15 protein-coding genes are annotated in these 13,829 nt (G+C 71.9%); 3 read left to right on the plus strand and 12 right to left on the minus strand.

Annotated features, from left to right (window positions below; genetic code table 11):
• Together ACRQ4C_RS16400 and ACRQ4C_RS16405 are read right to left on the minus strand one after the other, a co-directional pair.
• A complete protein-coding gene (locus ACRQ4C_RS16400; protein WP_439689441.1) occupies positions 1-747 on the minus strand; it encodes an MBL fold metallo-hydrolase in 747 nt (248 codons plus the stop codon).
• Positions 744-1,649 carry a tRNA pseudouridine synthase A gene (locus ACRQ4C_RS16405; RefSeq protein ID WP_439689442.1) on the minus strand — a complete coding sequence of 302 codons (906 nt, stop codon included), beginning with the start codon at positions 1,647-1,649 and terminating at the stop codon, positions 744-746. The genes ACRQ4C_RS16400 and ACRQ4C_RS16405 overlap by 4 nt, the downstream gene beginning before the upstream one ends.
• A 90-nt stretch (positions 1,650-1,739) precedes the next feature.
• On the opposite strand from ACRQ4C_RS16405, the gene ACRQ4C_RS16410 reads away from it, so the two are divergent.
• Both ACRQ4C_RS16410 and ACRQ4C_RS16415 read left to right on the plus strand, forming a co-directional pair.
• On the plus strand, positions 1,740-2,735 hold the full coding sequence (locus tag ACRQ4C_RS16410; protein WP_439689443.1) for an ATP-binding cassette domain-containing protein: 996 nt from the start codon (positions 1,740-1,742) through the stop codon (positions 2,733-2,735).
• Positions 2,732-3,562 carry an ABC transporter permease gene (locus ACRQ4C_RS16415; RefSeq protein WP_400412218.1) on the plus strand — a complete coding sequence of 277 codons (831 nt, stop codon included), beginning with the start codon at positions 2,732-2,734 and terminating at the stop codon, positions 3,560-3,562. Before ACRQ4C_RS16410 ends, ACRQ4C_RS16415 begins: the two co-directional genes overlap by 4 nt.
• On the opposite strand, the gene ACRQ4C_RS16420 is transcribed toward ACRQ4C_RS16415, so the two are convergent.
• From ACRQ4C_RS16420 to infA, 10 genes are all read right to left on the minus strand, one after another.
• The gene (locus ACRQ4C_RS16420) at positions 3,544-6,741 is read right to left on the minus strand and encodes a BTAD domain-containing putative transcriptional regulator (protein WP_439689444.1); all 3,198 of its coding nucleotides are present in this window, start codon (positions 6,739-6,741) and stop codon (positions 3,544-3,546) included. The two genes, ACRQ4C_RS16415 and ACRQ4C_RS16420, sit on opposite strands and share 19 nt — an antisense overlap.
• 9 nt (positions 6,742-6,750) lie before the next feature.
• On the minus strand, positions 6,751-7,269 hold the full coding sequence (locus ACRQ4C_RS16425; protein WP_290133585.1) for an SRPBCC domain-containing protein: 519 nt from the start codon (positions 7,267-7,269) through the stop codon (positions 6,751-6,753).
• Position 7,270: 1 nt separating this feature from the next.
• Positions 7,271-7,657, minus strand: a complete 387-nt coding sequence (locus tag ACRQ4C_RS16430; RefSeq protein ID WP_290133584.1) for an ArsR/SmtB family transcription factor — start codon at positions 7,655-7,657, stop codon at positions 7,271-7,273.
• A gap of 51 nt (positions 7,658-7,708) precedes the next feature.
• Positions 7,709-8,830, minus strand: coding sequence for a hypothetical protein (locus ACRQ4C_RS16435; protein ID WP_439689445.1), 1,122 nt, complete (start codon positions 8,828-8,830; stop codon positions 7,709-7,711).
• Between the two features lie 184 nt (positions 8,831-9,014).
• Positions 9,015-9,587, minus strand: a complete 573-nt coding sequence (gene rplQ / locus ACRQ4C_RS16440; protein WP_439689446.1) for a 50S ribosomal protein L17 — start codon at positions 9,585-9,587, stop codon at positions 9,015-9,017.
• A gap of 63 nt (positions 9,588-9,650) precedes the next feature.
• Positions 9,651-10,646 carry a DNA-directed RNA polymerase subunit alpha gene (locus tag ACRQ4C_RS16445; protein ID WP_058725394.1) on the minus strand — a complete coding sequence of 332 codons (996 nt, stop codon included), beginning with the start codon at positions 10,644-10,646 and terminating at the stop codon, positions 9,651-9,653.
• Between the two features lie 205 nt (positions 10,647-10,851).
• Positions 10,852-11,250: a 30S ribosomal protein S11 gene (gene rpsK / locus ACRQ4C_RS16450; protein ID WP_017885507.1), complete on the minus strand. Its 399-nt coding sequence runs from the start codon at positions 11,248-11,250 to the stop codon at positions 10,852-10,854.
• 9 nt (positions 11,251-11,259) lie between these two features.
• Positions 11,260-11,634: a 30S ribosomal protein S13 gene (rpsM, locus tag ACRQ4C_RS16455; protein ID WP_058725393.1), complete on the minus strand. Its 375-nt coding sequence runs from the start codon at positions 11,632-11,634 to the stop codon at positions 11,260-11,262.
• Between the two features lie 139 nt (positions 11,635-11,773).
• Positions 11,774-11,890 carry a 50S ribosomal protein L36 gene (rpmJ, locus tag ACRQ4C_RS16460; protein WP_022903266.1) on the minus strand — a complete coding sequence of 39 codons (117 nt, stop codon included), beginning with the start codon at positions 11,888-11,890 and terminating at the stop codon, positions 11,774-11,776.
• Between the two features lie 70 nt (positions 11,891-11,960).
• Positions 11,961-12,182, minus strand: coding sequence for a translation initiation factor IF-1 (gene infA / locus ACRQ4C_RS16465; RefSeq protein ID WP_017885509.1), 222 nt, complete (start codon positions 12,180-12,182; stop codon positions 11,961-11,963).
• A gap of 264 nt (positions 12,183-12,446) precedes the next feature.
• On the opposite strand from infA, the gene ACRQ4C_RS16470 reads away from it, so the two are divergent.
• Positions 12,447-13,742, plus strand: coding sequence for an LCP family protein (locus ACRQ4C_RS16470; RefSeq protein ID WP_439689447.1), 1,296 nt, complete (start codon positions 12,447-12,449; stop codon positions 13,740-13,742).
• The last annotated feature ends 87 nt before the right edge of the window (positions 13,743-13,829 follow it).

Raw genomic sequence — 13,829 nt, forward strand, 5'->3', positions numbered from 1 at the left:
TCAGTGCGGGACGGGCAGCCACTCCGACCCGACGCGGTGCACCGCCGGGCCGTGACCGGGGAGCAGGATGCCCGGCATCGGCAGCGCTCGCGCCGACTCGAGTGCCCGTCCCGGGTCGGCCGTGAAGAACGGCGTGATCATCCGGGGGCGCGGCGCCCAGGACGCCGGCTGCGTGTCGTGCCGCGACACCACCGCGTCACCCGTGACGATCGCGTCCGCGGCCGGGAGGAGGTACGCCGTCGACCCGGCGGTGTGGCCGTCGGCCGGGAAGGGGGTGATCGCGCGGCCGTCGAAGTCCGCGGCGGTGAAGGCGCGGACGGTCGGGACGGTCGTCGGTCGGAGCGCGTCGGACGCGATCGCCCGGGCGAGCCACCGGAGCACCCGTGGTGCCGCGAGCCGCCCGCCGATCTCCGCGGGGGTGACCTGCTGCCGCCCGGGACCGCGGACGTTGTCGACCTCGTCCGCGTGGGCGAGCACCTCGAGGCGTGGGAACCGTTCGAGGATCCCGGGGATGCCGCCGACGTGGTCGACGTGCCCGTGGGTGACGTACACGCGGCGGAGGTCGTCGAGGTCGTGGCCCGCCCAGCGCACGGTGTCGAGCACGAGGTCCGTGTCCGCGGGGTACCCGGCGTCGATCAGCGCGACCCCGTCCTCCTCGGCGAGGACGACCCAGTTCGACACCGGTCCCTCGACGAACACCACACCGGGCGCGACGGAGACGACGGACCGGGCGGTGCGGGAGCTCATCCCCCGACCGTACCGGTGGCGGGTCCGTCCACCGTCCGGCGCGCACGGGTCTGGTCGGCCCGCGCCGCGAGCGCGTCGTCGGCCGGGTAGCCGACCTCGGTCAGGGTGAGCCCGCGGGCCGGCGCCACCTTGAACTCGCTGGTGCGCTGCTGCGCGCGCCGCAGCGCCTCGAGGCGCTCCGGGCCGAAGCGGCCCTCACCGACGGCGATGGTCGCCCCGACCATCGCGCGCACCATCGAGTGGCAGAACGCGTCGGCCTGGAGGCTCGCCACCAGTGTGCCGTCCGGCTCGCGGTCCCAGCGGAACTCCTGGAGCGTCCGGATCGTGGTCGCCCCGTCGCGCGGCTTGCAGAAGGTCGCGAAGTCGTGCAGCCCGAGCAGCACCAGCGCACCGCGCTCCATCGCCGCGGGGTCGAGACGCGTCGGGTGCCAGGTGGTGTGTCCGCGACGACGTGGGTCGCGGGGTGTGTCGGCGTCCGCGACCCGGTACTGGTAGCGACGCCAGAGGGGGGAGAACCGGGCGTCGAACCCGTCCGGGGCGATCGAGGCGCGCGTGACCACGACGTCGCCGTCGGGCGCCGCGATGCCGTTCACCCGCTTCACGAGACCGTCCAGCGGCGAGCGCCCGGTGGTGCCGCGCTTGGCCCGCAACGCCCCCCACTGTTCGGGCGAGAGGTCGAGGTGGGCGACCTGGCCGGTGGCGTGCACGCCGGCGTCCGTGCGGCCCGCGACGGTGAGGACCGGCGGCTCGCCCCACCGGGTGAAGACCGTGGCGAGCGCCGACTCGAGCGCGCCCTGCACGGTGCGGAGGCCCGGCTGGCGGGCCCAGCCGGAGAAGGCTGCTCCGTCGTACGCGATGTCGAGCCGGAGCCGCACGCCGTCGGGGGTCTCGGTGTCGCTCACGCCCCCACGGTAGCGGTGTCAGTGGCGCGTCAGTGGCGTGTGAGCGGGCGGCTGCACGATCGACCCCGACATCGACGAAAGGAACCTGCGATGACCACGACACCCCTCGCGGTGGAGGCATCCGGCCTCGTGAAGACCTTCGGGACGAACCGCGCCGTGGACGGTGTCGACCTCCGCGTGGAGGCCGGCACGGTGTACGGCGTGCTCGGCCCGAACGGCGCCGGCAAGACGACCACGATCTCGATGCTGGCGACCCTGCTCACGGCGGACGCCGGCGAGGCCCGCGTGTTCGGGCACGACGTCCGGCGTGAGGCCCAGACGGTCCGCTCGCTCATCGGCGTGACCGGACAGTACGCGAGCGTCGACGAGACGCTCAGCGCGACCGAGAACCTCGTCATCTTCTCGCGGCTGCTCGGGCTCTCCCGTCGCGACGCGAAGGCGAAGTCGTCCGAGCTGCTCGACCGCTTCGGCCTGACCGAGGCGGCGTCACGACCGCTCAAGGCGTTCTCGGGCGGCATGCGTCGTCGGCTCGACCTCGCGGCGAGCCTGATCGCGCAGCCGCCGCTCATCTTCCTCGACGAACCCACGACCGGGCTGGACCCGCGGACCCGGGCGCAGATGTGGGACACCATCCGGGAGCTCGTCACGACCGGGTCGACGGTGCTCCTGACCACGCAGTACCTCGACGAGGCCGACCAGCTCGCCGACCGCATCGCCGTCATCGACCACGGCCGCGTCGTCGCCGAGGGCACGGGTGACGAGCTCAAGGCCTCGATCGGCACCTCGTCGCTGCAGCTCCGGTTGACCGACGGGCTCCGGCTGGACGCGGCGCGGACGATCGTGCGCACCACGCTCGGCGTCGACGCGGTCGCGAGCCCCGAGGGCTCCCGGCTGACCGCACCGATGACCGACCCCGACCGGGTGACCGACCTGCTCGTGTCGTTCCGCGAGGCGGGCATCTCCCTCGCCGAGATGAGCGTGCAGAAGCCGACCCTCGAGGAGGTCTTCCTGACCATCACCGGCAGACCGACGGACGCCGACGCGACCGACGGTGCCGACCGCGAGCTCGAAGGGAGCATCGCATGACCACCATCGCCCCCACCCCGACCTCGACGCCCCGCGTCACGCCGCGCGCCGGCGTCGGCAGCACGGGACTCGCCGCGACCGTCCGACAGTCGTTCACGATGGCCTACCGCGGACTCGTGAAGATCCGCCGGACGCCCGAGCAGCTCTTCGACGTCACGCTCATGCCGATCGTCTTCACCGTGATGTTCACGTACATCTTCGGCGGCGCGATCTCCGGCGACATCGGCAGCTACCTGCCCGTGATCATCCCCGGCATCCTCGTGCAGACGAACATCACGTCGTCGATCGTCACCGGCGTCCAGCTCCGCGAGGACATGGACAAGGGGGTGTTCGACCGCTTCAAGTCGCTCCCGATCGCGCGCATCGCACCCCTCGCGGGAGCCCTGCTCGCCGACACCGTCCGCTACGCCATCGCGACCACGATCACCTTCACGGTCGGGATCATCATGGGTCTGCGGCCCGAGGGCGGTCCCGCGGCCGTCGTGCTCGCCGGGCTCCTCGTGATCGTCGTCGCGTGGGCGATCAGCTGGATCTTCGCGTACTTCGGCGTGGTCGCGCGCACGGCGTCGAGTGTCTCCGGCATCGCGAACCTCGTGCTGTTCCCGCTGACGTTCCTCTCGAACGCGTTCGTCCCCGTCGACACCCTGCCGAGCTGGCTGCGCTGGTTCACCGAGGTCAACCCGATCTCGCACCTCATCACGGCGGTCCGTGAACTCGTCAACCACGGCGCGGTGACGGGTGACCTCTGGATCAGCCTCCTCGGCGCGGCGGTCGTCGTCGCGGTCTTCGCCCCACTCACCGTGCGGACCTACATGCGGAAGGCCTGAGCCCCCGCCCGCAGGTCCTCGAGCACCACGCGCGTCGCCGCCACGGCCTCGTCCCGGTCCCACCGGGCCGAGGCCGTCTCGGCGTCGCGGAGCACGTCGGCGCCGACCGCCGCGGCGATCACGGGCCGGAGCCGCTCGTGCGAGAGCACCGCGAAGTCCTGCCGCGTGCCGAAGCGCACGGCCAGTGCCCAGCACCGCGCAGCCGCATCGAGGGATCCCTCGCGGGCGGCGGCGAGCGCCAGTCCGGCGAGGGTCGTCCCGACCACGGGCAGGTCGGTCCACCACGGCCGGACCCGGAGCAGGGCGAGTGTCGCGTTCCGCATCCGTCGCGCGACGGCTCGCTCGGCCGGCCGGAGCCTGTCGAGACCGCCCGCGGTCTCGTCGACGGCGGCGATGCGGGCGGCGCCGGCCATCAGCCGCCAGTTCGGGGCGGGTCCGCGCCGCTCCGATGCCGCCTCCCACGCCGCCGTGTACCGGTCGGCGGCCGCTGCCGGGTCGCCCTCCGCCCGCCGGCACTCCGCCTCGATCGCCAGCGCGATCAGGGCAACCATCGCACCGTCGGCCTCGGGGCCACGACCGCTGGCCGGTCGGTGCTGCAGCTCGCGGGCGACCGACCTGGCTCGGTCGACGTCCCCGGTCGCGGCGGCGCAGAGCCCGACTGACCACGCGATCTCGGACAGGTCGTCGTCGGCGCCCAGGAGCTCGAGGCGTCCCCGTGCCCGTTCGGCCGCGTCCAAGGCATCCGTGTACCGGCCCGTCTGCGCGAGGAGCTGCGTCATCGTGACCGCGGAGGTCCCGGTGGTCCACACGTCGCCGGCACGGTTCGCGAGGTCCTGGGCGGCAACGGCGAAGCGGAGCGCCTCGGCGGGTTCCCCGCCGTTCTCGGCGAGCGGGGCGCTGAGCAGGTTCCCGATGCAGGCGACGCGGTCGTCCGGATCGGCACGGAACCCGGCGAGGAGTGCAGTCGCGGCATCCGGGCGGCCGAGCTCGACGAAGAGGGCGGCGAGGGCGTCGACGACGGGATCGTCGGCGGTCGCGGTCCGGCGCCAGCGGCGGAGCGTCGACACGGCCCACGCGGTCGTGCGGCGGTCGTCGAACGCGGACGCGCCACCCGCGACGACGAGCCCGATGTGCGCGGCGGTGCGGTCTGCCCCTGCCGGCTCGCGGGACCGCAGGACGGTCACGACGTCCGGAGCGACCGCGGTGATCTCCTCCTGCGTGCCACGGAGCGTCCAGTAGGCACCGAGGGCAGCGAACACCGCCGCGGTCGCCCCGGCGTCCTCGTCGCGGAGCGCCCATCGCAGGAGCCCGACGAGGTTGTCGGCTTCGCGGCGGACCTCGTGGAACCGGCCGAGCTGCTCCGGGCCGACGATGGCGAACAGGTCGTGGGTGGTGCCGAAGCCGTGGGCCCACCCGAGCATCGCACGTCGGACCTCGTCGGTGCGTCCGAGGTCGCGGAGCCGCGCCGCGCCGAACTCCCGGACGGTCTCGAGCAGGCGGTAGCGGACCGGCTCGCCCTCGTGTTCGACGAGTTGCACGAGGGACTGCTCGACGAGGTCGGCGAGATCGTCCAGTGCGTCGGGCTGATCCGGGGCCGCGACCGCCTCCACCGCGTCCACCGCGAGCCCGTCGGGGAAGAGCGCGAGTCGGGGCAGGAGGTCGCGGGCGCCGTCATCGAGCAGGTGCCAGCTCCACTCGATGACCGCGAGCAGGGTGCGGTGCCGTTCCGGGGCGCTCCGGTCGCCGCCCCGCAGCAACGCGAAGCGGTCGTCGAGACGCCGTTCGATCTCGTCCGTGCTCATGCCTCGGATCCGTGCGGCGGCGAGCTCGATCGCGAGGGGTGAGCCGTCGAGACGGGTGCAGATCCGGCGGACGGCGTCCACCGGCAGCACCGCGCCGGGGCGGGCCGCGCGGGCACGCTCGGTGAACAGGCGCACCGCGGCACCGTCCGCCTCGACCGGCAGGGGCGCCAGGGGCGCCACGACCTCACCGGCGATCGCGAGGGGCGCCCTCGACGTGGCGAGCACCCGCAGGTCCGGGGCCGCGGCGAGCAGCTCGGCGGTCAGCGTGGCGACCGGCTCGAGCAGGTGCTCGCAGTTGTCGAGCACGAGCACCGTCGGCCCGTCCGACAGCGATCTGACGACCCTGGCCGACAGGTCGCTCACCACGGCGTCGCGCAGCGTCCGGGCCGATCTGACCTCCACGATCCCGAGCACCGCACCGAGCGCGGGGAGGACGTCCTCGGGCGCCGCGACGGACGCGAGCTCCACCACGACGACGCCGACGTCGTCCGGCAGCGCCGCCGCGACCGCCTGGGCGAGGCGGGTCTTCCCGAGCCCACCCGCACCGAGGACCGTGACCAACCGCTCCCGGGACAGGAGGTCCGTGACGGCGGCGAGGTCGGCCTCCCGTCCGACCAACCGGTTCGGCGCGGCCCGCAGGCCGATGTGTCGCGCCCGCCCCACCTGGTCTGCCGACCGGCGCAGGAGGTCCGCGTTCAGTCGGACGAGGTCGCCGGAGGGGTCGGCACCGAGTTCGTCGACCAGCCGGTCACGGTGCGCGGCGAACACGGCGAGCGCCTCGGCCGGTCGGCCGGCAGCGTCGAGCGCACGCATCGTGCCCGCGACCGTGACCTCGTCGAAGGGGTCCGCCTCGGCGGCGGACCGCCACACCGCGACCGCCTCGTCCGCTCGTCCGGCCTCGAGCAGGACTGCTCCGAGCGTTCGACGCAGGGCGCCGCGTGCGGTGGCGGCCCGAACGGCGAGCGCGTCGCCGAGGTCACCGTCGACGTCCTCGCCGGGAGCACCCCGCCAGAGCACGAGTGCGCCTTCCACGGCACCGACGTCGGTCGACGACGCCGCGCGCTCCGCCCGGAGCAGGTCGACGTCGTCCGCGTCGCACCCGAGGGCGTATCCCGTCGTGGTGGAGCGGACGAGCCCGTCGGCGGTCGTCCGGCGCAGGCGCGACACCATGGTCTGGAGCGCCGCCCGTGCCGCACGGGGCTGCTCGCCGGGCCAGAGGCCGTCGATGAGCGAGTCGGTCGACACGCCGAGCCCGGGCGCCAGGACCAGCGCGGTGAGGAACGACCGCGCGAGCGCGCCGGTGACGGCGGTGGGCGTCCCAGTCGTCCCCTCGACCAGCACGGGTCCGAGGACGGCGAGACGGGGACGCGCGGTCACGTCCCGAGTCTACGGACGCTCGGGCGTCACGCCTCCCGCGCCGTTCTCCCGGTACCGCGTCCGGAGCTCCCGGTACCGGGCATCCCAGTCGAACGTCGCGGCTGCGGCCGTGTCGCCGTCCAGGTCGAGCTCGAGCAGCTCGAGGTACGTGTGCCACCCGGCGAGGTAGTCGATGCTGCCGACACCCTGGTGCTCGAGCCGGAGCGACGCACCGTGCTCCGTCGGCTCGACCGTGACCGTGATCGTGGTCTGCTGCTCCTCGACGGCGTGCCAGGTGGTCGTGAAGCTCCGGGGCGGGTCGCACGCTGTGACCTGCCCGACGGTGAACACGCTCCCGTCGTCGTAACGGGCGGTCCAGTGCCCGCCGAGTCGCAGGTCGCCCTCGTACGGGGCCATCCACCGGGAGAGTCGCTCGCGGTCGGTCACCGCGTGCCAGAGGTCTTCCGGGGTGGTCGGGTAGGTCTGGGCGAAGCGGATGAGGTACCCGCCCTCGGAGAGCGGTTCTGCGGTGCCGTCGGTGGTGCGCATGTCAGGACTCCTCGTCGTGTCGTGCGGGTCTTCTGGTCGTGTGATCGGGCTCATCTGCCGCCGGTCGAGCCTCGCGCTGCCCCCTGGCGATCTCGGTGCCCAGCGCATCGAGTCGTTGTCGCCAGAGCGCGCGGTAGCGTTCGACGGCTCCGTCGAGCTCGGCCACCACGCGGGGCTCGAGGCGGTAGATGCGGGCAGTCCCGTGTGCCTCCGACGATGCGAAACCCGCCTCGCGCAAGACCCGCAGGTGCCGCGAGACCGCCGGCTGCGAGATCCCGAACTCCGATGCGATGACGTCGACCAACTCGCCCGCGGGGCGATCGCCAGTGGCCAGGAGCTCGGTCAGACGTCGTCGAACCGGGTCACCGAGGACGTCGAAGGCGTGCATGCACGCACTCTATAACCTACGTGTTATCTTCGTCGAGGACCGCTGGCCCGCTCACCGTCCGGTCTGCTTCTTCCCGAACGGCCCGGTGTCGGTGTCGATGTCCTCCGTCGCCCGCTTCTCGGACTCGATGACACCCCGCAGCGCCACGATCGCACTCGCCGTCACGGTGACCTGGGACGGGTTCGACCGACTCGCGTCGAGCGCCGCCTCGAGCGTCGCGAGGGCTTCGTCCCCCTCCTCCGCCGGGCAGTCGCCCCGGACCACGCACGCCACCTGCCGTAGTGCGGCCGCGAACGGCTCGGCGAAGGCGGGGTCCGGCCGTCCGATGTTGTCGGCCACAGGGCCGGAGCGCGCGACGAGCTCGGTGAGGTCCGTCGTGTACCAGGCAGCACGTTCGACCGCACGGAACCGGGCACCGTCCGACTGCAGGCGCGCTCGGGAACCACGGAGCGCACCACGCGGGTTCATCCGCCGGCTCTCCTGTGCGGTGGCGACCCGGTCCCGCACGTCCGCGATGGCCTTGTCGAGCCGCTCCTGCTGCCGGTCCCACGCGGCGGTGTCGGGCTCACCGTCCACGAGCACGTCCGCCAGGTCGTCGAGCTGCTGCGCGAGCACCGCGTTCACCTGGTCGATGCGGCGCTCCGCGTCCCAGAAGTGCAGCGGCGGGAACACGGCGAAGTTCACGGCGAGGCCGATCGCGATCCCGATGGCCATCTGCACGATGTACGCGAACGAGTACCCCTCGGCGTTGCCGCCACCCACGAGCAGCACGAAGAGCGCGGCCATCGGCACCCAGGAGTACCCCTCGCCGAGGATCCGGAAACCGCTCACGAGGACACCGATGCCGACCGCGAGGGCGACCGCGATCACGCCGGGGTCGCCGACGAGCATGGTCACCCAGGCGATGACGATCCCGAGGGTGATGCCCACGAGCGTCTGCACGCCCGAACGGATGCCGGCGAAGACGGTCGTGCGCATCGCGACGATCGCGCCGAGCGGCGCGTAGTACGGGTACTCCGCCGCGACGCCCGGCGCGTACTTGGCCAGGACCCAGGCGATGGTCGCGGCCAACGCCGCTTTCGCGGCGAGCAGCAGCCGCGGTTGGGTGCCGGAGTCGCGGCTCCACCGCCAGATGCGGCGACCGGCGCCGGTGATGCGTTCTGCTCGTGCCATGGCGACGGTGACGCTACGTGGCGGCGCCTGGGAGGACCGACCGCGGATCCGAGGTGCGCGGCGACGGCCTGGAGGCCCGTGGCGGGCCCGCACCGCGCCTCCTGTCCGTCACCCGCTCACGCCCCGGACGCGAGGAAGCCCCCGCGACGTGCGTCGCGGGGGCTTCCTCGTGTGGTGCTGGTGACTACTTGGCGTCGTCGGCCTTCGTGTCGTCCGCCTTGGCGGCAGCGTCGTCCTCGACCTCGGCGGCAGCCTCGGTCTCGGTCTCGGCCTCGACCGGCGCGGACTCCTCGGTGGTCTCGGTCTCGTCGACCGGGGCCTCGTCAGCGGCCGGCTCCTCGACCGGGGCGGCGGCGGCCGAAGCCGCGTCGCGCTTCACCGGGGCGGGCTTGCCCGACACCGGCTCGAGGACGAGCTCGATCGACGCGAGGGGAGCGTTGTCGCCCTTGCGGAAACCGAGCTTCGTGATGCGGGTGTAGCCGCCCTGACGGTCCTCGACCTGCGGGGCGATCTCGGTGAACAGCGTGTGCACGACGGACTTGTCGCGCAGGATGCTGATCACACGACGACGGGCGTGCAGGTCGCCGCGCTTCGCGAACGTGATGAGCCGCTCGGCGACCGGGCGGAGGCGCTTGGCCTTCGTCTCGGTCGTGGTGATGCGGCCGTGCGTGAAGAGGGCGTTGGCGAGGTTGCTCAGGAGCAGGCGCTCGTGGGCGGGACCGCCACCGAGGCGGGGGCCCTTGGTGGGCTTCGGCATGTCAGTTCTCCAGTGGTGATGGTGGTGCGCGCTGACTCAGCACGCGTGCGCTCGCGCGCGAGGTCAGTTGTTGGACTCGTCCTCGTCGTACCCGCTGTAGAAGTGGGCGCCGTCGAATCCGGGGACGGTGTCCTTGAGGGACAGGCCGAGCTCGGTGAGCTTGTCCTTGACCTCGTCCACCGACTTCTGACCGAAGTTGCGGATGTTCATGAGCTGCGTCTCCGAGAGGGCGACGAGCTCGGACACCGTGTTGATGCCCTCCCGCTTGAGGCAGTTGTAGCTGCGGACCGACAGGTCGAGGTCCTCGATGGGGGTCTGCAGCTCGTTCGAGAGCACCGCGTCGACCGGCGCGGGGCCGATCTCGATGCCCTCGGCCGCCGTGTTCAGCTCGCGGGCGAGACCGAACAGCTCGACCAGCGTGCGGCCGGCCGAGGCGATGGCGTCGCGCGGCGAGATCGCCGGCTTCGTCTCGACGTCGACGACCAGGCGGTCGAAGTCCGTGCGCTCACCGGCACGCGTCGCCTCGACGCGGTAGGTGACCTTGAGGACCGGCGAGTAGATCGAGTCGATCGGGATCTGACCGGCCTCGGAGAACTCCGAGCGGTTCTGCGTCGCCGACACGTAGCCACGGCCACGCTCGATCGTGAGCTCGAGCTCGAACCGCGCGGTGTCGTTCAGGGTCGCGATGACGAGGTCCGGGTTGTGGATCTCGACGCCGGCCGGGGCGGAGATGTCCGCCGCGGTGACCTGACCGGCACCCTGCTTGCGCAGGTACGCGGTGATCGGCTCGTCGTGCTCGCTGGAGACGACGAGGCTCTTGATGTTGAGGATGATCTCGGTGACGTCTTCCTTGACACCGGGAACGGTGCTGAACTCGTGGAGGACGCCGTCGATGCGGATGCTGGTGACGGCCGCGCCGGGGATCGAGGAGAGGAGCGTGCGGCGCAGCGAGTTGCCGAGGGTGTAACCGAAGCCCGGCTCGAGCGGCTCGATGACGAAGCGCGAGCGGTGCTCGGAGATCGACTCCTCGGTCAGGGTGGGGCGCTGTGCAATGAGCACTGTGGGATTCCTTTCGGCGGAGTGTCCGCTATATGACACTCGGCGGTACGACGGGGCCGACCGGGCCCCGACGGGTCTGTTGAGTTGTGATCACGCGCACCGACGGCCGCGAACGGCTCGTCGTGCGCGATCGAACGACCAGGAATGGCCGGCCCCGCTCGCCCCGGTCAGGGAACGAGCGGGGAACGGCCGGTTGCTCCTCGCGTCAGACGCGGCGACGCTTGGGCGGGCGGCACCCGTTGTGCGCCTGCGGCGTGACGTCGTTGATCGAACCGACCTCGAGGCCGGCGGCCTGGAGGGAACGGATCGCGGTCTCGCGGCCCGAACCCGGACCCTTCACGAAGACGTCGACCTTCTTGACGCCGTGCTCCTGCGCCTGACGCGCGGCGGACTCGGCGGCGAGCTGCGCCGCGAACGGCGTCGACTTGCGCGAACCCTTGAAGCCGACGGCACCCGAGGACGCCCAGCTGAGGACGGCACCCGACGGGTCGGTGATGCTGACGATCGTGTTGTTGAACGTGCTCTTGATGTGGGCCTGGCCCACGGCGACGTTCTTCTTCTCCTTGCGACGCGGCTTGCGCGCGGCAGTCTTGGGGGTAGCCATGATGATCTCCTATCGGGCCTTCTTCTTGCCTGCCACGGTGCGCTTCGGTCCCTTGCGGGTACGCGCGTTGGTCTTGGTGCGCTGACCGCGCACCGGGAGACCACGACGGTGGCGGAGACCCTCGTAGCTACCGATCTCGACCTTGCGGCGGATGTCGGCGGCGACCTCGCGGCGGAGGTCACCCTCCACCTTGAAGTTGCCCTCGATGTAGTCGCGGAGGGCGACGAGCTGGTCGTCGGTGAGGTCCTTGACGCGGATGTCGCCGGAGATGCCGGTCTCGGCCAGGGCCTGGACGGACCGGGTACGGCCGACGCCGTAGATGTACGTGAGTGCGATCTCCACGCGCTTCTCGCGCGGGATGTCGACGCCTGCTAGACGTGCCATGTGCTGGCTGCTCCTGTGGTTGGTGGAGGTGTGGCGCAGTACCGGTGCCCGGGCCTCCGCCCCGAGGTGTCCCCCGCTGCCGGAGCCGCGGGTTCTGGTACTGCGTGTTCGGTGTTGAGTTGTGGGTCCTGCTGGGAGCTCAGCCCTGGCGCTGCTTGTGGCGCGGGTTGCTCTTGCAGATCACCATGACGCGGCCCTTCCGGCGGATCACTCGGCAGTGCTCGCAGATGGGCTTGACGCTGGGGTTGACCTTCATGGTTGGTTCCTCGTGCTCGCTGGCTTCGTGCTCGGCGGGTTCGCCGGGCCGTTCCTTTCCAGCTCGCGGATCACTTGTAGCGGTAGACGATCCGGCCGCGGGTCAGGTCGTACGGGCTCAGCTCCACGATCACGCGGTCCTCGGGGAGGATGCGGATGTAGTGCTGGCGCATCTTCCCGGAGATGTGCGCGAGGACCTTGTGTCCGTTGGTCAGCTCAACGCGGAACATCGCGTTGGGCAGAGCTTCGAGCACCGAGCCCTCGATCTCGATGACGCCGTCTTTCTTGGCCATAGCCTCACTGTCGCTTGGTTGGATTACCGGTGTGATCCCCGAGCCGGTCTGCGGGTCGGGCGCCACGCCCGGAGGGCATGACACACCAAAGATCGATCCTACTTGCCAGACGCCCGATTGCCAAGTGCGGACGGCTCCGGCCCCTCGACCTGGGGCTTCCCGGCGGGATTCTGAACGTTCCACAGTGGTTGCCTGGCCCGTTCTGGGCCGTCTCGAGTGCACCGGCCGTACCGTGTCACGGCAGCCCACCGAACGGAGAGAACCGTGCCGAAGACCCGCGGCCCCCTGGCCCGCCACGGACGCCTGCCCCGTCGTCGCGCCTGGGCGTCGGCCCTCGGGATCGTCGCGTCCGTCCTGGCGGTCGCCCTCGTCAGCGGCACCAGCGTGGCCGCGATCGCCGGTGGGACACTCGCGACGAAGCCGAAGACCGTCGCGCTCAGCAAGGACGACCAGCAGGTCGCGGACACCGCCGACATCACCGCGATGCCCGGTGGCGCGAACATCCTCCTCATCGGCAGCGACACCCGCGTCGGCCAGTTCGACTCCGACGAGGACGTGCAGGGCGCCCGGAACGACGTCACGATCCTCGTGCACATCTCGCAGGACCACCAGCAGTTGACCGCCGTGAGCTTCCCGCGCGACCTCATGGTGCCGATCCCGGCGTGCAGCAACCCCGCCACCGGGACGACGTACCCGGCGTCGACCTCGGCGCAGTTCAACACCGCACTCGGCAACGGCGGGGTCTCCTGCGTCGTCGACACTGTCGAGAACCTCACCGGACTCCGCATCCCCTACGCCGGACTCATCACCTTCGACGGCGTCATCTCGATGTCCAACGCGCTCGGCGGCGTCGACGTCTGCGTGGCCCAGCCGATCAACGACACCTACACCGGACTCCACCTCACGGCCGGCGAGCACACGCTCCAGGGCTCCGACGCGCTCGCGTTCCTCCGCACCCGCCACGGCGTCGGGGACGGCAGCGACCTCGCCCGCATCAGCTCGCAGCAGGTGTTCCTCTCGGCGCTGCTCCGGAAGATCACCTCGGGCGACACCCTGTCCGACCCGGTCACGCTCTACCGCCTCGCGACGGCAGCCCTGCAGAACATGACGCTCTCCGACGGCCTCGCGAAGGCCCGGAGCCTCGTCGGCCTCGCCACCACCCTCCGGGGCATGAGCACGTCGAACATGCTCTTCGTGCAGTACCCGGTCGTGGATGACCCCGCGGACACCGCTCGGGTGATCGTGTCGCAGGAAGCAGCACACGTCCTCAACGTCGCGCTGCAGACCGACCAGCGGACGTCGCTCTCCGACTCGACCACCGGACGCGCGTCCGAGGAGTCGACGAGCGCGGGGACGTCGTCGTCCTCCGGCGGAACGTCCTCCTCCGGCGCAACGTCCTCCTCCGGCGGGACCTCCTCCTCCGGCGGGACGTCCTCCTCCGGCGGGACGTCGTCCTCGGCGGTCGCGTCGTCGGCGACGCCGACGGCCACCGCGACGCCGCTGCCGTCCTCGATCACCGGACAGAACGCCGACGAACAGACCTGCTCCGTCGGCAACTGAACCGACGGGGCGGGGACGAGCCGCGCCTCCAAGCCGGTCCCGTCGCGACCCGCTGCCGGGCGGCACCGTCGCGACCCGCTGACGGGC

The organism is Curtobacterium sp. SP.BCp, from assembly GCF_051903255.1.
Classification (GTDB): Bacteria; Actinomycetota; Actinomycetes; order Actinomycetales; family Microbacteriaceae; genus Curtobacterium.

Coding starts and splice junctions, on each gene's coding strand:
- infA (WP_017885509.1), bottom strand. CDS start 12,182: ATGGCCAAGAAAGACGGCGTCATCGAGATCGAGGGCTCGGTGCTCGAA.
- rpmJ (WP_022903266.1), bottom strand. CDS start 11,890: ATGAAGGTCAACCCCAGCGTCAAGCCCATCTGCGAGCACTGCCGAGTG.
- ACRQ4C_RS16435 (WP_439689445.1), bottom strand. CDS start 8,830: ATGGCACGAGCAGAACGCATCACCGGCGCCGGTCGCCGCATCTGGCGG.
- rpsM (WP_058725393.1), bottom strand. CDS start 11,634: ATGGCACGTCTAGCAGGCGTCGACATCCCGCGCGAGAAGCGCGTGGAG.
- ACRQ4C_RS16430 (WP_290133584.1), bottom strand. CDS start 7,657: ATGCACGCCTTCGACGTCCTCGGTGACCCGGTTCGACGACGTCTGACC.
- ACRQ4C_RS16410 (WP_439689443.1), top strand. CDS start 1,740: ATGACCACGACACCCCTCGCGGTGGAGGCATCCGGCCTCGTGAAGACC.
- rplQ (WP_439689446.1), bottom strand. CDS start 9,587: ATGCCGAAGCCCACCAAGGGCCCCCGCCTCGGTGGCGGTCCCGCCCAC.
- rpsK (WP_017885507.1), bottom strand. CDS start 11,250: ATGGCTACCCCCAAGACTGCCGCGCGCAAGCCGCGTCGCAAGGAGAAG.
- ACRQ4C_RS16415 (WP_400412218.1), top strand. CDS start 2,732: ATGACCACCATCGCCCCCACCCCGACCTCGACGCCCCGCGTCACGCCG.
- ACRQ4C_RS16425 (WP_290133585.1), bottom strand. CDS start 7,269: ATGCGCACCACCGACGGCACCGCAGAACCGCTCTCCGAGGGCGGGTAC.
- ACRQ4C_RS16400 (WP_439689441.1), bottom strand. CDS start 747: ATGAGCTCCCGCACCGCCCGGTCCGTCGTCTCCGTCGCGCCCGGTGTG.